Source organism: Bradyrhizobium sp. USDA 3256 (assembly GCF_054058275.1).
This window is the reverse complement of sequence record NZ_JBSSAE010000002.1, coordinates 7,708,879-7,727,500: the sequence shown is the minus strand read 5'-3', so window position 1 is coordinate 7,727,500 and position 18,622 is coordinate 7,708,879. Positions and strand designations below refer to the sequence as shown.

The window sequence follows — 18,622 nt, the reverse complement described above, 5'->3', positions numbered from 1 at the left end:
CAAGTGTGATAGCGATGCTATCACATGGTGCATGCATTGCAATCAGTGCGCCCGGATGGCGAAAAAGATCGCGATGGAGGCGATCGCAATGACCCAGAGGCCGACGGTCTGCACCCGCGCCTTGCGGGCCTCGGCGCGGGCCATTTCGTCGATCGAGTCCGACGACAGCATGTGGCCCTCCCGCGTCATGGTCTCCAGCTGCTCGAGCACGGTCACGGCGCGGCTGGCGATCGACGGCAGGTTGGCGAGGATGCGGCCGAGCTCGCCCGCGCCCGATAGCGCACCCTGGATGCGGCCGGCCGGGCCGAGATTCTGCGTGATCCATTCGCGCACCACGGGGTCGGCGATCTTCCAGATGTCGAGCTTCGGGTCGAAGCCCCGCGCCACGCCCTCGACCACCACCATGGTCTTCTGCAGCAGGATCAGCTCGGGGCGCGTCTGCATGTCGAACAGGCCGGTGACCTCGAGCAGAAGCGTGAGCAGCTTCGCCATCGAGATTTCCTCGGCGGTGCGGTTGTGGATCGGCTCGCCGATCGCGCGGATCGCTTGCGCGAAATTCTCCACCGAATGGTGGCCCGGCACGTAGCCGGCCTCGAAATGCACCTCGGCGACGCGGCGATAGTCGCGGGTGATGAAGCCGAGCAGGATCTCGGCCAGGAAGCGCCGTTCCTTCAGCCCGAGCCGTCCCATGATGCCGAAATCCACGGCGACGAGCCGGCCGGCCTCGTCGAGGAACAGATTGCCGGGATGCATGTCGGCATGGAAGAAGCCGTCGCGCAGCGCGTGGCGCAGGAAGCTCTGGATCACCTTGCGGCCGAGATCGGGCAAATCGACCTTGGCCTGCGCCAGCCGGACGTGATCGTTCAGCGCGATGCCGTCGATCCACTCCATCGTCAACACGCTGTGCGCGGTGCGATCCCAATCCACCGCGGGGACGCGGAAGTCCGGATCGTCGCGGGTGTTCTCGGCCATTTCGGACAGCGCGGCCGCCTCGAGCCGCAGGTCCATCTCCATCGCGACCGAGCGCGACATCGTGTTGATGACCTCGATCAGCCTCAAGCGCCGCGCCTCGGCGGAATGCGCCTCGGCCTTGTGCGCGACAAAGAAGAAGTCGCTGAGGTCGCGGCGGAAGCGCGCGGCGACACTGGGCCGGAGCACCTTGACCGCAACCTGCTGCCGGACGCCGTCGCGCTCGATTTCGCCGCGATGCACCTGCGCGATCGAGGCTGCGGCAACCGCAGGGCCCAGATGCACAAAGGCCTGCGCCAGCGGCCGTTCCAGCGACTGCGTGATGACGGTTTCGGCCGCCTCCTGCGCGAACGGCGGCAGCCGGTCTTGCAGGCTTTCGAGATCGCGCGCCATCGCCACGCCGACCACGTCGGGGCGGGTGGCGAGGAATTGCCCGAGCTTGAGATAGGCGGGTCCGAGCCGCGTCAGTGCGCGCGACAACCGCGGACCTGACTTGGCCGAGCGGCGCTCGATCAGCCGCGCCAGCTTCAGCGCGAGCTGCCCGGGCGGCGGCACCAGCGCGGGATCGACGACGCCGAACACGCCCTCGCGCGCAAACACGAAACCGGCGCGGGCGAGGCGCGTGATGTGGGTCAGTGCAGAGATCACAAACGCCAGCCCGAATGCAGCGCCACGATGCCGCCGGAGAGGCTCTGCCACTTCACGCGGGCAAAGCCGGCGGCGCCGATCATCTCGGCGAACGCGTTCGGCCGCGGGAATTTGCGGATCGACTCGACGAGATATTGATAGGACTCGGCGTCACCGGTGACGGCGCGGCCGAGCGGCGGGATCACCTTGAAGGAAAACAGATCGTAGATCTTGTCGAGGCCGGGCACGTCGACGGTGGAGAATTCCAGGCACAGGAAGCGGCTGCCCGGCTTGAGCACGCGATAGGCCTCGCGCAGCGCGAGGTCGATCTGCGGCACGTTGCGGATGCCGAACGCGATGGTGTAGGCGTCGAACGCGCGGTCGGCAAAACCCAGCGTTTCGGCATTGCCCTCGACGAACGACACGCGGTCATCGAGGTGCTGCTTCGCGGCACGCTCGCGGCCGACGGCGAGCATATCGGCATTGATGTCGCAGACCGTGGCATGAAAGCCCGCGCCCGCGGTCTTGGCGGCCCGGAACGCGATGTCGCCGGTGCCGCCGGCGACGTCGAGCAGCGCGAACGGCCGGTCGCCCTTCGGCGGATCGAGCGTCGTGATCATGACGTCCTTCCAGGCCCGGTGCAGGCCCGCCGACATCAGATCGTTCATCAGGTCGTAGCGGGATGCCACGCTGTGAAACACGTCGTTCACCAGCGTCTGCTTCTCGCCCAGGGGCACGTCCCTGAAGCCGAAATGGGTGGTTTGATCCGGCCGATCCATCAACTCATACTCTTACCTTTTGGTCGCGTTTTCTTCACGCGAACCGGTGCCCATCCCGTATCAAGTACGGGACAGGCTTCGCTCGAAAACGCTCCAGCCAGACCATAGCGCGGCGGCCGCAATGGCGCTATCACGTCACTTCCAAAAGGTGAATGCCTGCTATGCCGGAATTACCCGAAGTCGAGACCGTCCGCCGCGGCCTGCAGCCGGCCATGGAGGGGTCCAAGATCCTCAAGGCCGAGGCCCGCCGCAAGGATTTGCGGTTTCCGTTTCAAAAAGACTTTATCGCCCGGCTCGAGGGCCGGACCATCACCGGGCTCGGCCGCCGTGCCAAATATCTGATGGCCGACCTGAACTCCGGCGACGTGCTGCTGATGCATCTGGGCATGTCGGGCTCGTTCCGCGTGCTGAAGCAGGACGGCGCGGCGACGCCGGGGCAATTCCGCCATCCGCGCAGCGAGGATCGCGCGCATGATCACGTCGTGTTCCACATGTCGTCGGGCGCGGCCGTCGTCTTCAACGATCCGCGGCGCTTCGGCTACATGAAGATCATCGCACGCAACGCGATCGAGGATGAACCGCTGCTGAAAGGGCTCGGTCCCGAGCCGCTCGGCAACGAGTTCGACGCCGCGATGCTGGCGCGCTCCTGCCACAACAAGAAGACCAGCCTGAAGGCCGCGCTGCTCGATCAGCGCGTGGTGGCGGGACTTGGCAACATCTATGTCTGCGAGGCGCTGTTTCGTTCGCATCTGTCGCCGCGGCGATTGGCCGCGACGCTTGCGACCAAGTCCGGACAACGCAAGGGCGTTGCCGGGGGCGAGCCGACCGACCACGCCAGGCGGCTGGTCGACGCGATCCATTCGGTGCTCAACCAGGCGATCAAGGCCGGCGGCTCCTCGATCAGCGACCATCGATTGACCAACGGCGATCTCGGTTATTTCCAGCATTCGTTCCAGGTCTATGACCGCGAGGGCGAGACGTGCCGTACGTCGGGCTGCGAAGGTATTGTCAGGCGTTTCACCCAGAACGGCCGTTCGACGTTCTGGTGCCCGAAGTGCCAGAAGTAACATGTTCGAGACCCCGCGCATCGAGACGCAGCGCCTGATCCTGCGGCCGCTTGCGCTGTCGGATGCCGCGGCGATCCAGCGTCACTTCAACAATTGGAACGTGATCAAGACTCTCGCCACGGTGGTGCCGTGGCCTTATCCCGGCGACGGCGCGGAAAGCTTTATCAGGCGGGAGCTCGACAAGATCGCGGCCGGCGAGGAAAGCTATCAATGGGTGCTGGTGTTGCGTGCCGGCGATGGCGAGGCGATCGGCAACATCAATTTCCGGCCGCGCGCGGACGGCCGCAAGGGCAATCGCGGATTCTGGCTCGCCGAGCCGTATTGGAATCAGGGCCTGATGACGGAGGCGATCGCGGCGGTGAACGATTTCGCCTTCCTGACGCTTGGCCTCGATCACTTCCATGTCTGCAACGCGCCGTCCAATGTCGCCTCGCGCCGGGTCAAGCAGAAGACCGGAGCCGAATTCGTCGGCTTCGTCGAGCTTGCGCACCATAACGGCGAATCCAGAGCGGAGAAATGGAAGGTGACGCGCGAGACCTGGTTGCGCGATCGCGCGAAGCCGTGACCTTATCTGCGAATACCGCCGCGAGGAAAATCGCGGCGCCTTGACCGTGCACGCGCGGCCGGAGAACATGGCTCCGATCGCTCCATCAAGAACGAGAACACAATGGCGATGAACGGCATGTCGATGAATGACGCCTGGCGCGACCGCGCCGCGACAAGTTTTCAATGCGAGAAGCAACCGGCCACCAGCAGCCGCGGCATGGTGGTGAGCAATCATCCGCTGGCATCGAGCGCGGGCGCCGAGATGCTGGCTGCCGGCGGCAATGCGATCGATGCGGCAATCGCCACCTTGTTCACGCTGACCGTGGTCGAGCCGATGATGGTCGGCATCATCGGCGGCGGCATGGCGCATATTCGCCTCGCCGACGGCAGCCATCGCTTCATCGATGGCCAAAGCACCGTGCCGCAGGCGGTGCGGCCGGATACCTATACCTCGAAGCCCGGTTCGGCGCACGACGTGTTCGACACCGTCGGCGACGAGAATTTGAACGGGCCGAAAGCGGTCGCGGTGCCGGGCTCGCTGAAGGCCTGGTGCGAGACGCTGCGCCGCTTCGGCACCATGAGTCTTGCCGACGTGATGCAGCCCGCGATCAAGCACGCCGCGCGCGGCTATGCGGCGACGCCCTACTTGCATGAATGCATCACCGATGGCGCCGAGGAGATGCTGAAGGACAAGCCGATCTCGGCGATCTATCTGCCTGATGGCACGCCGCTGAAGCCCGGCGAGCGCGTGGTGCAGGCGGAATATGCCGAGACGCTGAAATACATCGCCGATCATGGCGACAACGCGCTCTACCAGGGGCCGCTCGGCGACATCCTGGTCGACTACATGAAGAAGAACGGCGGCTTCATCGCGCAACAGGATCTCGCGACCTACAAGACCGTCGAGCGGCAGCCGATCCGCTGCGACTACCGCGGCTGGGAAATCCTCGGGCCTCCGCCCCCGGCGGCATCGGGCGTGCACATCACGCAGATGCTCAACATCCTCGAAGGCTATGACATTGCGCGGCTCGGCTTCGGCACGACCGAGACGATCCACTATCTCGCCGAGGTGCTGAAGATCGCCTTCGCCGACCGCGCGGCCGCGAGCGGCGATCCCGCCTATATCAACGTGCCGGTGGAGCGGCTGACCTCGAAGGCCTATGCCGAGGAGCGACGCCGCGCGATCGATCCCGCCGCTGCACAAGCCTGGAGCGCCGGCGTCACCCAGCTCGAAAGCGCGCACACCACGCACATGACCGCGGCGGATGCGATGGGCAATGTGGTCGCGACCACCCAGACCATCAACAATCTGTTCGGCGCCAAGATCCTGATCCCCGGTCTCGGCACCGTGCCGAACAACTACATGAATCTGTTCGATCCGCGGCCGGGGCACGCGCTGTCGCTGGCCGCCGGCAAGCGGGTCACCACCTCGATGTCGCCGATGATGGCGCTGCGCGACGGCAAGCTCGCTTACGCACTCGGCCTGCCCGGCGGCAAGCGCATCTTCCCGAGCGCGATGCAGGCGCTGATCAATCTGATCGACCACGGCATGAGCCTGCAGGAGGCGGTCGAAGCGCCGCGGGTCTGGACCGAGGGCAATGCGCTGGAGGTCGAGCAGGCGGTGCCGGAGACCGTCCGCACCGCGCTATCAGCCAAGGGCCACAGAGTGCAGGTCGTGCCGACGGTGGCCGGCGGCATGAACGCGATCCAGTTCCACGCGGACGGCACGATGTCGGGCGCAGCCTGCTGGCGCGCCGACGGCACTCCGGTCGGCATTGCCGGTGGCCTCGCCCGCGCCGGGGTGCGGTTTGCGTTGAGGTGACGCCGACTACGCTGTTTGACAGGTTGAACCGAGAACCATCCTCAACGTCGTCCTGGCGAAAGCCAGGACCCATTACCCCAAATCTCATTGTTGTGCGACGCCGGGGCCGCGATCCGGTTTCATCGCTGAATGCGGTGGTTATGGGTCCTGGCTTTCGCCAGGACGACGTATGGGAAGAGCCGTGGTGAATCACAGGAGTCTCTGGAATGCCTGATCGTCCGCCGTAGCCTGTCATCGGGCGCGCGTTCGCGCGACCCGGTGGCGGACGATGACACCGCGTGTTTGAAATCTTGAATCGAGAGCATCCCCATCGTCGTCCCGGCGAAAGCCGGGACCCATAACCACAGCCCGTCATTGTTGCGCGCTGCTGAAACGACGAGTCTCGCCTACAACGCCCGCTGCGGCGTATGGGTCCCGGCCTGCGCCGGGACGACGAAATGGACAGAACCCGGGCTGCTCTGCCGGATCACCCGCATGCGCGGGCGACGGCTTGAATTATTTCCTGACGCAGATCACGCGGACCACGGCGGCCATGGCGTCCGCCGAGTCGCCCGACGCGGTGACGCCGTGCGCCTTCAGGAAGCTGCGCACCGTGTCGGCCGGCACCAGCGCGGCCTGCGCCGGCGGCGCCGCGTTTGCGGGGCCCGCAACGATCACGGGCTTCAGCACCGCGATGCCGGCAAACCTGCCGCCGCCGTCGAGCGCCGCCGCGCCGGAGAACCCGAGCGCCGGCGCCGGTGACAGCGCCTGATCGCCGCCGCCGGTCTGCGCGACCGAAGCCTTCACGCTGCTCGCGGCCGCGCCGCCGCCCTGGCTCTGCGGATCGGCGATCCCGGTGATGTCGAACGCGGTCTGCGTCGCCTGGCCTGCGATATTGAGCGGCTTCAGCCCGCGCGCGCCGTAGATGCGCAGCAGCGCGAGATCGTGATCCTTGTCGTCGGCGATCCGATCGGCATTGCCATAGCCCGGGATCGTCAGCGCGATGCAATCGTCGGTCGCCACGCGATCGGTCACGATGGCACCGTCGTCGCTGACCACCACGCCGGTGGCATATTCGACGGTCTTGCGCGGCGGCGGACCGGCCTGCACGGCGGACGGAAATGCGTTGAAGGCGCTCGACATCGCGATCACCACCGGCTCGATGGTGGTTTGCATCGCCTGGTCATAGAGGATGGTGAGGATGCGGACCTCGTCTCCCTTCAGGGTGCCGCGCAGATAGAACTTCTTCAGGCCCTGCATGCCCGACAGCACGAAGAAATCCGGCTTCACCACGGTGTAGTCGATGGTGCGCCCGGCCGGCTCCTTCTTTTCCTGCTCGGCAAGCTTTGCGGTGGTCGGACTGGCTTCCTTGCGCCGGGTCAGCAGCACCTGGACGGTGCCGGTCGGCGAGGTCCATTTGGCCCCGGCGGCATCGCTGGTGAGCTGCGGCACCAGCTTGGTGGGAATGCCGAGCCGCGCCCCGGTGGCCGGCTCGGTGACGATCCGCCAGCCGACACCTTCCTGCTTCCGCCGCGCAGTGTCGGCGAGCACGCTGCGCTCCTGCGGGTTCAGCACGCCGGTCGGCTTGCCGCCGCGCTTCTTCTGGAATTCCTTGATCGCATTGACCATGCGCTCGCTGACGTCGCCGGCAATGGCGCCGTTATATTCGCCGACCCAGGCGAGGTCGGATTGCAGCGCCAGCCGCTCGGCCTGCGTCATCGCGCCAGCGGTATCCTCCGGCTTCTGCAAAGCGGGGCGTATCGGCACCGTCGTCACGGTCTTCGGCTTCGCCCCCGCCGTCGAGGGCGGGGTCATCTGGGCCTCTGCCATGCCCATCCCTGTGACCGTAATGGAGGCGGCCATCAATGTTGCCGAAAGCACCGATCTCATGACAAATCCGGGGGGAATGACTGACACCATTGACGTCCAGGCAATTAAGCACATCTGCTTGGTCGGCAACAACCGCGCTCCGGTTCAGGGAGTGCGTCAACCCTCATCCTGAGGAGCGGCGAGAGCCGCGTCTCGAAGGATGAGGCCAGAGAACCCGGCCTCATGGTTCGAGACGCGCTTCGCGCTCCTCACATGAGGGGATCGATATGTGGGAACTGATCGAACAATGCTGACTGCCGACGAACTTGAACGCTATGCCCGCCACATCGTGCTGCGCGAGGTGGGCGGCCCCGGCCAGAATGCGCTGAAGCAAGCGTCGGTGCTGGTGATCGGCGCTGGCGGCCTCGGCGCGCCTGTGTTGATGTATCTGGCTGCCGCCGGCGTCGGCCGGCTCGGCGTGATCGATGACGATATCGTCTCGCTCTCCAATTTGCAGCGCCAGATCATCCATGCGACGTCCGATATCGGCAAGCGCAAGGTCGACAGCGCGGCGGCGCAGATCCATGCGCTCAATCCGCATGTGACGTTCGAGGCGCATCCGATGCGACTCACCGCCGACAATGCGATGGCGCTGATCGCGAACTACGATCTTGTGCTCGACGGCTCCGACAATTTCGAGACCCGCTATCTCGTCGCCGATGCCTGCTTCCTCGCGAAGCGGCCGCTGATCACGGCGGCGCTGGGCCAGTTCGACGGTTCGCTGACCACGATCCGCGCGCACGAGAAGAATGCGGACGGCGAATTCAATCCGACCTATCGCTGCCTGTTTCCGGAGGCGCCGCCGCCGGGCACGGTGCCGGCTTGCGCCGAGGCCGGCGTGATGGGTGCGCTCGCCGGCGTGCTGGGGTCGATGATGGCGCTGGAGGCGATCCGCGAGATCGTCGGATTCGGCGAGGGCCTGGTCGGTCGCCTCCTGATGGTGGATGCGCGCGCGATGCGGTTCGAAACCCTGCGCTACGCGCGCGATCCGCAGAACCCGCTCAATGGCGATGGGCCCGCCATCACTGACCTCAGCGTCCATCGCACCTGATTGCTGTCGTTAGAGCCTTTCCCGTTCCGAGAGAATCGGAACGGGACTCCAGACTCTTGTTGTGACGCGTTTTCTTCACGCGAACCGGTATCCACTTCGCTCGAAAACGCTCAAAAGCGCGATGAGATTAGGTTGAATCGTCATCGCGCCTTAGCTCTTTGTTTGAGCATGATCTTTTCGGAAAACCGCTTCGCACTTTTCCCGATCATGCTTTAGGTGCTGGCCCGCTTCTCGCTGTCGAGATGCGCCATCTGCTCGGCCGCATAGCGCGTGCCGGCCGCGATATCCGGCGGGAAGGCTTTAGCCAGCGCTGCGAGATGAGCCTGCGTCAGCGTCAGCTTGGTCGCGCCGAGCGCTTCGGTGAGACGGTTGCGGGTGCGGGCGCCGACCAGCGGCACGATCTCCTTGCCCTGCGCCGCGACCCAGGCGATTGCGACCTGCGCCGGCGTTGCTCCGATCTCGGCGGCAATGGCGCGCAACTGCTCCACCAGCGCGAGATTGGCATCGAGGTTCGCGCCCTGGAAGCGCGGCGTCATCAGCCGGTAGTCCCTGCCGATCTTGCCGGACTCCTTCGACCAGTGGCCGCTGATCAGCCCGCGCGCCAGCACGCCGTAGGCTGTGATGCCGATGCCAAGCTCGCGGCAGGTCGTCAGGATATCGCGCTCGATGCCACGCTCGATCAGCGAGTATTCGATCTGGAGATCGACGATCGGATGCACGGCATGAGCACGGCGGATGGTGTCGGAGCCGACCTCGGACAGGCCGATATGTCTGATGTAGCCGGACTTCACCAGATCGGCGAGGCCGCCGATCGTCTCCTCGATCGGAACGTTGGGATCGAGACGTGCCGGCCGGTAGATGTCGATGTAGTCGGTGCCGAGACGTTGCAGCGAATAGGCGAGGAAATTCTTCGTCGCGGCCGGCCGGGTGTCCATTCCGGCGAATTCGCCCGCGGGGCCACGGAGCGCGCCGAACTTGACGCTGATCTGCAGCCGGTCGCGCGCGACGTCCTTCAGGGCTTCCTGCACCAGCATCTCGTTGTGACCCATGGCGTAGAAGTCGCCGGTATCCAGCAGCGTGATGCCGGCATCGAGCGCCGCATGCACCGTGGCGATGCTCTCGCCGCGGTCGGCCGGGCCATAGACCTCGGACATGCCCATGCAGCCGAGGCCGAGGGCCGAGACGGTGGGCCCGGTTGAGCCGAGTTTGCGTGTGTCCATGTGGATGTTCCTCGAACGTTTGCGGCGGAAAATCCGTCGCCAAATGCCGAGGTGATATGGGCCGGCCGGCTTTCGCCGATAAGCTGGACAATCGCGAATGGCTTGTTCACTATATCGAACAATGCAGGATTTCGACCTTCGCGACCTCGACGCCTTCGTGGCGGTGGCGCGCACGCGCAACTTCCGGCGTGCGGCGCTCGAGCAGCGCGTCTCGGCCTCCAGCCTCAGCCAGCGCCTGCGCGATATGGAGGAGCGGCTCGGCGTCCGCCTGATGAACCGCACCACCCGCAGCGTCGCGCTGACCGAGGCCGGCGAACTGCTGCTGGCCCGTGTCGCGCCGGCCATGGTCAACGTCGCCGATGCGATCACCGAGGTGCGCGGCCTGCGCGCCGAGCCGTCGGGGCGGTTGCGCATCAACGCGCCGCCGCCCGCGGTCGATCTCGTGCTGGCGCCGATGATCGCGCCGTTCCTCGCCAGATATCCGCGGGTCGAGCTCGACGTCGTCGCGGAGAGTGCGTTCGTGGACATCGTCGCGCAGGGCTTTGACGCCGGCGTGCGTTACGGCGAGCACCTGGCACAGGACATGGTCGCGGTCCCGCTTGGCGCGCCGCAACGTTACGCGATCGTGGCGTCCAGTGAGTATGTCGCAAAGCACGGCCGGCCGATGCATCCGAAGGATCTGCTGGCGCACCCCTGCATCCGCAGCCGCTTCAGCAACGGCGTGATGTTCGATTGGGAGTTCGAGAAGAACGGCCGCGTAGTGAAGATTTCGCCGCCGGCCAGGCTGACCGCGACCCATCTCGGTCTCGCGCTGCGCGCGGTCCATGACGGCGTCGGCTACTGGGCGACGTTCGAGGGGTATGTCCGCTACGGCGTGAAATCCGGCGCGCTGGTCAGCGTGCTCGACGACTGGTGCCCGCCGTTCGACGGACCGTTCCTCTATTATCCGAGCCGCCGTCAGCCGCCGCCCGCGCTGGCCGCCTTCGTGTCGTTCGTCGCCGACTGGCGCAAGCAGGCGCGGCGGAAGAGATAGGGCAGGCTGTCACCACATCGTCGTCCCGACGAAAGCCGGCAACTGTTATGTCGGCTTGGTCTGCAGGTAGGGCTTTCTGTCGCGCATCATGGCGTTGAGGACCGTTAGGAGCTTCCTGGCGACGGCAATGAGAGCGAGCTTGGCTGGTTTGCCGACCTGTCGCAGCCGCGCGTAGAAGGCCTTGAATGGATCGGCCCGACGAACCGCGTTCAGAGCCGCCATATAGAGGGCGTCACGAACGCGCTTTCGGCCGCCGGCGATCTTGCGTTTTCCACGGAAGGCGCCGCTGTCGACGTTGAAGGGGGCAAGGCCCGCGAGCGCGGCGATCTGCTTCGCTCCAACATGTCCAAGTTCCGGCATCTTCGCGATCAGCTGCATGCAAGCCACGGGACCCACGCCCGGCAGTGAGCGCATCAACCGCGCATCGTCCGCGATCTCCGGCTCGGCCTTGGTCAATGCGTTGATATCGGCCTCGATCTCGGCGATCTCGCCATCGAGAACCTCAATGAGCCGACTGATCCGTTCGGCCATGGCGCGGTCGTCGGCCTCGCTGCGCCGGTTCTTCTCCTGCGCGCGCATGAGAACCAGTTGGTCCCGCCGTTTTGCAAGCCCTGCCAAAGCGTTGCGGGCGGGATTGGCGGCCCGCTCGGCTGCCGGCTGCATGACCCGGCCAAAGGCCGCCAGCATCCGTGCATCGATCGGATCGGTTTTGGCAAGTTGGCCGCTGGCCCGCGCAAAATCGCGAGCTCGAGCCGGATTGATCCGAGCGAAGCGGACACCGGCCTGGCTTAGGGCCTCGCGAAGCGCGAGGTCATAGGCGCCCGTGGCCTCGAAGACGACCAGCGCATCGCATCGCCAACGCGCCACCTGCTGTGTGATGGCCTGTGCCGCGTTGGCGATGCGCCTGGACACGCCGTCAGCTTCATCAAAGATATCGAGATGCTTCTTGGAGACGTCGATTCCGACATAACGAGGGGGTATGATCACGGTGCCTGTCCCTGTGATGCGAGGTCTGTTGGCGCAGCCTCGTGCAACTGTTCAGGTTGGTAATGGAACGGGCGGGAGGCCGAGCCGGCTCACGGCGTCAAGCGCCAAGGACCCAACGGCTTCCCGCCCAACCCATCCTGACAGACTTCCAAGACACAGGGACCCATAACCACAGCTCTCACAAATGCGAAGGCTGGAGCCCCAGCTCGGTCCGACCACGAACACCGGTGGTTATGGGTCCCTGCTTTCGCAGGGACGACACCGAATGTTGGTCTCAGAGTGTGCTCGGCAGTCCCGTAGCCCGGCAACTTTGCATGGGGTTGTTTTCGATATTTTGGCAGCTCGCCCCAACGACGGCGGGCTAAGGCTATCCACGTTCCGTAGCCCCGTAGCCCGGATGGAGCGAAGCGCAATCCGGGGCGGTCTGTCCGCGGATACAGGCCCCGGATTTCGCTGCGCTCCATCCGGGCTACAGATCTCTCTTCCCTTTCCCCCTGAAAGGGGGAAGGTCGGGATGGGGGTCCAGCCACACGCACCGTCGCTCGTGGAGAGAGATGATCCCCACCCGCTTTGCTCTCGCGAGCAAAGCGACCTCCCCTTTTCAAGGGGAGGTTGGAACTGCGTGGCTTGTATCGAGCGCGGCGTAATCCCGGTTACGAAATCACAGCATGCTCGGCAGCACGCGATCCGGCGGCTTGTGAGCGTCGAGGAAGGTTCGGATGTTGATGATCACCTTCTCGCCCATCTCGACGCGGCCTTCGATGGTGGCCGAGCCCATATGCGGCAGCAGCGTCACCTTCCCGGCCTTGGCGAGCCGCACCAGCTTCGGGTTCACCGCAGGCTCGTGCTCATAGACGTCGAGGGCTGCGCCGCCGATATCGCCGGCCTCGATCAGCTTGATCAGCGTGTCCTCGTCGATCACCTCGCCGCGCGCGGTGTTGACGACATAGGCCTCTTTCCGGATCAGCTTGAGCCGCCGCGCCGAGAGCAGGTGATAGGTGGCCGGCGTGTGCGGGCAATTCACCGAGATGATGTCCATCCGCGCCAGCATCTGGTCGAGGCTTTCCCAATAGGTTGCCCCGAGCTCTTCGGCGATCATGGGCGCCACCGGGCGGCGGTTGTGATAGTGGATCTGCAGGCCGAAGGCCCGGGCACGGCGCGCCACGGCCTGGCCGATGCGGCCCATGCCGACGATGCCGAGCCGTTTGCCGCCGATGCGGTGGCCGAGCATCCAGGTCGGCGACCAGCCCGCCCAGTGCTGCCTGCCTTCGGTCAGGATCGAGGCGCCCTCGATCAGGCGCCGCGGCACCGCAAGGATCAGCGCCATGGTCATGTCGGCGGTGTCCTCGGTCAGCACCTTCGGCGTGTTGGTCACCGTGATGCCGCGGGCATGCGCCGCGGCGACGTCGATATTGTCGACGCCGTTGCCGAAATTGGCGATCATCTTTAGCTTGCAGTCGGGCTGATTGATCACGTCCTCGCGGATCATGTCGGTCACGGTCGGCACCAGCACGTCGGCGGTTCGCGCCGCCTCGGCGATCTGCTCCGGCGTCATCGGCGTGTCGTCGAGGTTCAATCTGGCGTCGAACAGCTCGCGCATCCGGGTCTCGATCGAGTCCGGCAGCTTGCGGGTGACGACGACGAGAGGCTTTTTCTTCACCGACATGTCCTGCTTTCATGAGGCGCGCGGCGTGCCAAAAAGCAAACCGTTGAGGCCTCATTAACCCGGTTGTTCGACACTGCTGATAGCCGCGCTGTCCCGGCGTTTCCTTCGCGCTTCCTAGGGTTCCCCGATACTTGCCCCGGCTTTTCGCCAAGGCGAAACGACGAGCAAATTCGGGTGTTCTGGCTCTCAGGCGTTCCGTCCTCTCTAGCAGAAGGCCGGGCCAAGACAAGAACCCCTCGGGCTTGCAGTGTGGGGGCGAACGGGCGCGGGCGCAGGGGCCTTCGGGCGTGGTTTGGGTTGCAATTCGCCGAATGCGGGTTGGGCATCTCGGCAGGAGACGAGTTGATGGTCTGGCGTTTCGGTTCATTGGTGGCGCTGGTCGGAAGCATGCTGAGTGCGTCGGTTATGCCCGGACATTCAGCCAAGGATTTGAGCCCCACCACCAGCGGCCTGCCGATCCCGCGCTATGTCAGCCTGAAGTCGGATCACGTGAACGTCCGGGCCGGCCCGACCAAGGACAATGATGTCGCCTGGGTCTACACGCGGTCGGGGCTGCCGGTCGAAATCACCGCCGAGTTCGAGAACTGGCGCCGGGTGCGCGATTCCGAGGGCGCCGAAGGCTGGGTCTATCATTCCCTGCTGTCCGGCCGCCGCACCGCGGTCGTCACGATGAAGAACAAGGACGATCTGGCCTCGCTGTACGATCGCCCGGACGCGACCAGCGCCGTCGCGGCGCGCCTGCAGGCCGGCGTCGTCGCGCAGGTGAAGAAATGCGCCAATAACTGGTGCCGGGTCACCGGCAGCGGGTTCGACGGCTGGATCGAGCAGCAGCGCCTCTGGGGCGTCTACGCCGACGAGAAGGTGGACTGACGCGCAGCGTCATTCCGGGATGGTGCGCGAGCACCAGACCGCAGGTGCGCAATTGCGCACCGGGGAATCTCGAGATTCCGGGTTCGATGGTGACGCATCGCCCCGGAATGACGTAAGTGCAAAACGACAATGGCCGGGACGAGCCCGGCCATCACAACTCAAATCGACGGTAAGACGGTTCAGCGCTTCTTGCGCAGCCGCACGACCATGTCGACGCGGGAAATCTCGTAGCCTTCCGGCACGTCGGGCATCTTCGAGAGCACGAGGTTCGGGTCGGGAATGTCGACCAGCTCGTGATTGTGCTCGAGATAGAAGTGGTGGTGTGTCGACACGTTGGTGTCGAAATAGGTTTTCGTGCCGTCGACGCTGACCTGGCGCAGCAGCCCGGCATCGGTCAGCTGGTTCAGGGTGTTGTAGACGGTCGCCAGCGACACCGGAACCTTGGCCAGCGTGGCTTCCTCGTACAGCATTTCAGCGGTCAGGTGGCGGGCACCCTTGCCGAACAGCAGCCAGCCCAGCGCCATGCGCTGGCGGGTCGGCCGCAGACCGGCAGACTGCAACATTTCGTTGACGTCATGCCACGGACAGCCAGTCAGGGCAGGGTGGTGCCCAGCGCCCCGGGCAGCCGGGTGCACGGCATCATCATTCACAGCCGGTACTTCCTCGTTCATATCCACTCTATGCACCCAACTCAGGCAATATTCCTCATAAATATAAAAAGGATGCCTATCAGATGCAAGTTTTTCGCAACTAGAACGAATCCAAGCTGCGGTAGAAACCTAAGGAGAAGCGGTCATTTATCCTCCGAATGCCGCTTTGCCGCCCAGTTGGCGCTATGTTAGAGAGCGCGCGGACCACATATGCGCTTTCGGCAGAGATAACAGGCCGTAGCGTACCCAGGTAGCGCCAAGATGCGGGACGGGTTATTCCGGTTCCCGTGGGTAGATCAAGGTCCGACCAAGCAAAGCGCTCATCGGGACATCAGAGGTGGAAAGAGGATGCTGGATCGGCGCGGCGGATACGAATACGAGGATTTGCTGGCTTGCGGGCGGGGCGAGCTTTTCGGTCCCGGCAACGCCCAGTTGCCGTTGCCGCCGATGCTCATGTTCGATCGCATCAGCGAGATTTCGGAGAATGGCGGCGAGTTCGGCAAGGGACTGGTGCGCGCCGAGCTCGAGGTGAAACCGGATCTCTGGTTCTTCGGCTGCCATTTCAAGAACGATCCGGTGATGCCGGGTTGCCTCGGCCTCGATGCCATGTGGCAAATGGTCGGCTTTTACCTTGGCTGGATCGGTGGCGAAGGTCGTGGCCGCGCGCTCGGCCTCGGCGAGCTGAAGTTCTCCGGACAGGTGCTGCCGCACGCGCGCAAGGTTGTGTACAACATCGATATCAAGCGCGTGATGCGGTCAAAGCTCGTGCTTGGAATTGCCGACGGGTGGCTTTCCATGGACGACGAGATTATCTATCGCGCCAAGGACTTGAAGGTCGGGTTGTTCAAGCAGGGCACGGCGCCATCTTGAGCAGGATCATCATGCGGCAACATAAAGGCAGGGCGAGGCGAACATGAGGCGGGTTGTCATCACGGGGATGGGTATTGTCTCGTCCATCGGTAACAACACCCAGGAAGTGCTTGCGAGCCTCTACGAGGCGAAGTCGGGCATTTCGCGCGCGGAGAAGGCCGCCGAACTCGGCTTCCGTTCGCAGGTGCACGGTGCGCCGACACTCAATCCTGCCGAGGTGATCGATCGCCGCGCGATGCGGTTCCTTGCCGAAGGTGCGGCGTGGAATCACGTTGCGATGGAACAGGCAATCCGCGACTCGGGCCTCGAAGAGAGCGAAGTCTCCAACATCCGCACCGGCATCATCATGGGATCCGGTGGACCGTCGACGCGCACGCTGGTGGAGGCCGCCGACATCGCGCGCGCCAAGGGCCCGAAGCGCGTCGGTCCGTTCGCGGTGCCGAAGGGCATGTCCTCGACCGCGTCGGCGACGCTCGCGACCTGGTTCAAGATCAAGGGCGTGAACTATTCGATCTCGTCCGCCTGCGCGACGTCGAACCATTGCATCGGCAACGCCTATGAGACGATCCAGATCGGCAAGCAGGATATCATCTTCGCCGGCGGCTGCGAGGAACTCGACTGGACGCTGTCGGTGCTGTTCGACGCCATGGGCGCGATGTCCTCGAAATACAACGACACGCCCGCCACCGCCTCGCGTCCCTACGACCTCAACCGCGACGGCTTCGTCATCGCGGGCGGCGCGGGTGTCGTGGTGCTGGAAGAGCTCGAACATGCCAAGGCGCGCGGCGCCAGGATCTATGGCGAGGTCGTCGGCTACGGCGCAACCTCCGACGGCTACGACATGGTGGCGCCGTCGGGCGAGGGCGCCGAGCGCTGCATGCGCATGGCGATGTCGACAGTGAACACGCCGGTCGATTACATCAATCCGCATGCCACTTCGACGCCCGCCGGCGACCCGCCGGAGATCGAGGCGATCCGCAAGGTGTTCGGCACCGGCGACAAGTGCCCGCCGATCTCGGCGACCAAGGCGCTGACCGGCCACTCGCTCGGCGCCACCGGCGTGCAGGAAGCGATCTATTCGCTGCTGATGCTGAACAACGGCTTCATCTGCGAGAGCGCGCATATCACCGAACTCGATCCGGTGTTTGCCGACATGCCGATCGTGCGCAAGCGCATCGACAACGCCAAGCTCAACACCGTGCTGTCGAACTCGTTCGGCTTCGGCGGCACCAACGCGACGCTGGTGTTCAGGCGGCTTGACGCGTGATTTCGCCTCTCCTCGCTTGCTGAGGGAGGTCCGCAGGCAGCGAATGGGAACATTGCAACGATCCGGAATGGGGTGGGAATGATTATTGAACCGCGCGTGCGAGGCTTCATCTGCACGACGGCACATCCCGTCGGCTGCGCCACGAATGTCCGCGAACAGATCGCCTATGTTCTGAAGCAGGGCCCGGCCGCCGACTGCCCGAAGCGCGTTGCCGTGCTGGGCTGCTCGACGGGGTATGGCCTCGCGAGCCGCATCGTCGCGACCTTCGCCGGCGGCGCCGATACGATCGGCGTGTCGCTGGAGCGCGAGCCGTCGGAAAAGAGAAGCGCCAGCGCCGGCTGGTACAACAACCGCGCCTTCGAGATCGAGGCCCAGAAGATCGGGCGCTCGCCGCTCACGCTCGAAGGCGACGCCTTCTCCGACGAGTTGAAGGCGACCTTCATCGAGCGCGTACGCGAGAAATTCGGACAGCTCGACCTGCTGGTCTACAGCATGGCCGCTCCGGTCCGGACCGATCCCGACACCGGCAAGACCTATCGTTCGGTGATCAAGCCGCTGGGCGCCCCGGTCGAGATCAAGACGCTCGACACCGAGACCGGCGAGGTGTTTCAGACCACGCTCGAACCGGCGAGCGAGGAGCAAACCGCAGCCACCGTCGCGGTGATGGGCGGCGACGACTGGAAACGCTGGATCGACCAGTTGGCGGATGCCGGCGTGCTGGCGCCGGGCTTCCGGACGCTCAACTACACCTATATCGGCAGCGAACTGACCTGGCCGATCTACTGGAACGGCACGCTCGGTCGCGCCAAGGTCGATCTCGACAGCAAGGCGGAAGCGATCCGCGGCCGGCTCGGCGCCGACGCGGCTCGCGTCGTCGCGCTGAAGGCCGTGGTCACCCAGGCGAGCTCGGCGATTCCGGTGGTGCCGCTCTATGGCACGGTGCTGTTCAAGGTGATGAAGCAGCTCGGTCTCCACGAAGGCTGCATCGAGCAGATCGATCGCCTGTTCCGGACGAAGCTCGGTAAGGGCGTCGCGCTCGATGACGCGCAGCGCGTCCGGGTCGACGACTGGGAGCTGTCGCCCGAGGTGCAGACGGAAGTGTCGCGGCGCTGGCCGCTGCTCACCACCGAGACGCTCGGCGAACTGGCCGATCTCGGCGAGTACAAGAGCCAGTTCCTCCGCCTGTTCGGCTTCGGCATCGACGGCGTTGACTACACGCAGGACGTCGATCCCCGCGTCGTGCCGGGTTAGGCCGTTCGGGAATCACGCGAGAGGTCACAGACCTGTCTTCTCCTTCCCTCTGAAAGGGGGAAGGTCGGGATGGGGGTCAGCCGCGGACGATGCTGTCTG

16 protein-coding genes are annotated in these 18,622 nt (G+C 65.0%); 9 read left to right on the top strand and 7 right to left on the bottom strand.

Annotated features, from left to right (window positions below; translation table 11 throughout):
- Positions 1-42: 42 nt before the first annotated feature.
- Positions 43-1,617: a 2-polyprenylphenol 6-hydroxylase gene (gene ubiB / locus ACVWY5_RS38400; protein WP_028337561.1), complete on the bottom strand. Its 1,575-nt coding sequence runs from the start codon at positions 1,615-1,617 to the stop codon at positions 43-45.
- On the bottom strand, positions 1,614-2,375 hold the full coding sequence (gene ubiE, locus ACVWY5_RS38395) for a bifunctional demethylmenaquinone methyltransferase/2-methoxy-6-polyprenyl-1,4-benzoquinol methylase UbiE (protein ID WP_028337562.1): 762 nt from the start codon (positions 2,373-2,375) through the stop codon (positions 1,614-1,616). The genes ubiB and ubiE overlap by 4 nt, the downstream gene beginning before the upstream one ends.
- A 161-nt stretch (positions 2,376-2,536) precedes the next feature.
- Here ubiE and mutM point away from each other — a divergent pair, with 161 nt between their 5' ends.
- The 3 genes from mutM (at position 2,537) to ggt (ending at position 5,810) form a co-directional block, all read left to right on the top strand.
- Complete coding sequence (gene mutM / locus ACVWY5_RS38390) at positions 2,537-3,442, top strand: bifunctional DNA-formamidopyrimidine glycosylase/DNA-(apurinic or apyrimidinic site) lyase (protein ID WP_028337563.1); 906 nt, start codon at positions 2,537-2,539, stop codon at positions 3,440-3,442.
- 1 nt (position 3,443) lies between these two features.
- Positions 3,444-4,007: a GNAT family N-acetyltransferase gene (locus ACVWY5_RS38385; protein WP_028337564.1), complete on the top strand. Its 564-nt coding sequence runs from the start codon at positions 3,444-3,446 to the stop codon at positions 4,005-4,007.
- A 123-nt stretch (positions 4,008-4,130) separates the two neighbouring features.
- Positions 4,131-5,810, top strand: a complete 1,680-nt coding sequence (gene ggt / locus ACVWY5_RS38380) for a gamma-glutamyltransferase (RefSeq protein ID WP_028337565.1) — start codon at positions 4,131-4,133, stop codon at positions 5,808-5,810.
- Positions 5,811-6,305: 495 nt separating this feature from the next.
- On the opposite strand, the gene ACVWY5_RS38375 is transcribed toward ggt, so the two are convergent.
- The gene (locus ACVWY5_RS38375; protein WP_028337566.1) at positions 6,306-7,679 is read right to left on the bottom strand and encodes a serine protease; all 1,374 of its coding nucleotides are present in this window, start codon (positions 7,677-7,679) and stop codon (positions 6,306-6,308) included.
- Positions 7,680-7,905: 226 nt separating this feature from the next.
- On the opposite strand from ACVWY5_RS38375, the gene ACVWY5_RS38370 reads away from it, so the two are divergent.
- Positions 7,906-8,709: a HesA/MoeB/ThiF family protein gene (locus tag ACVWY5_RS38370; RefSeq protein ID WP_028337567.1), complete on the top strand. Its 804-nt coding sequence runs from the start codon at positions 7,906-7,908 to the stop codon at positions 8,707-8,709.
- Positions 8,710-8,921: 212 nt separating this feature from the next.
- On the opposite strand, the gene ACVWY5_RS38365 is transcribed toward ACVWY5_RS38370, so the two are convergent.
- Positions 8,922-9,929: an aldo/keto reductase gene (locus ACVWY5_RS38365; RefSeq protein ID WP_028337568.1), complete on the bottom strand. Its 1,008-nt coding sequence runs from the start codon at positions 9,927-9,929 to the stop codon at positions 8,922-8,924.
- Between the two features lie 121 nt (positions 9,930-10,050).
- On the opposite strand from ACVWY5_RS38365, the gene ACVWY5_RS38360 reads away from it, so the two are divergent.
- Positions 10,051-10,962, top strand: coding sequence for a LysR family transcriptional regulator (locus tag ACVWY5_RS38360; protein WP_028337569.1), 912 nt, complete (start codon positions 10,051-10,053; stop codon positions 10,960-10,962).
- Positions 10,963-11,007: 45 nt separating this feature from the next.
- On the opposite strand, the gene ACVWY5_RS38355 is transcribed toward ACVWY5_RS38360, so the two are convergent.
- Together ACVWY5_RS38355 and ACVWY5_RS38350 are read right to left on the bottom strand one after the other, a co-directional pair.
- A complete protein-coding gene (locus ACVWY5_RS38355; RefSeq protein WP_283089771.1) occupies positions 11,008-11,949 on the bottom strand; it encodes an IS110 family RNA-guided transposase in 942 nt (313 codons plus the stop codon).
- 661 nt (positions 11,950-12,610) lie between these two features.
- A complete protein-coding gene (locus ACVWY5_RS38350; protein ID WP_028335496.1) occupies positions 12,611-13,615 on the bottom strand; it encodes a 2-hydroxyacid dehydrogenase in 1,005 nt (334 codons plus the stop codon).
- Between the two features lie 345 nt (positions 13,616-13,960).
- Here ACVWY5_RS38350 and ACVWY5_RS38345 point away from each other — a divergent pair, with 345 nt between their 5' ends.
- Entirely contained in the window at positions 13,961-14,485 is a 525-nt protein-coding gene (locus ACVWY5_RS38345) for an SH3 domain-containing protein (RefSeq protein WP_430648761.1), read from the top strand.
- Positions 14,486-14,664: 179 nt separating this feature from the next.
- Here the strand turns inward: ACVWY5_RS38345 and irrA are convergent, their stop codons facing one another.
- Positions 14,665-15,156 carry an iron response transcriptional regulator IrrA gene (irrA, locus tag ACVWY5_RS38340; RefSeq protein WP_026192029.1) on the bottom strand — a complete coding sequence of 164 codons (492 nt, stop codon included), beginning with the start codon at positions 15,154-15,156 and terminating at the stop codon, positions 14,665-14,667.
- A 327-nt stretch (positions 15,157-15,483) separates the two neighbouring features.
- On the opposite strand from irrA, the gene fabA reads away from it, so the two are divergent.
- From fabA to fabV, 3 genes are all read left to right on the top strand, one after another.
- Positions 15,484-16,005, top strand: a complete 522-nt coding sequence (fabA, locus tag ACVWY5_RS38335) for a 3-hydroxyacyl-[acyl-carrier-protein] dehydratase FabA (protein ID WP_016844716.1) — start codon at positions 15,484-15,486, stop codon at positions 16,003-16,005.
- Positions 16,006-16,048: 43 nt separating this feature from the next.
- Complete coding sequence (gene fabB / locus ACVWY5_RS38330) at positions 16,049-17,272, top strand: beta-ketoacyl-ACP synthase I (RefSeq protein WP_028335498.1); 1,224 nt, start codon at positions 16,049-16,051, stop codon at positions 17,270-17,272.
- 78 nt (positions 17,273-17,350) lie between these two features.
- Positions 17,351-18,523 carry an enoyl-ACP reductase FabV gene (gene fabV, locus ACVWY5_RS38325; protein WP_028335499.1) on the top strand — a complete coding sequence of 391 codons (1,173 nt, stop codon included), beginning with the start codon at positions 17,351-17,353 and terminating at the stop codon, positions 18,521-18,523.
- The last annotated feature ends 99 nt before the right edge of the window (positions 18,524-18,622 follow it).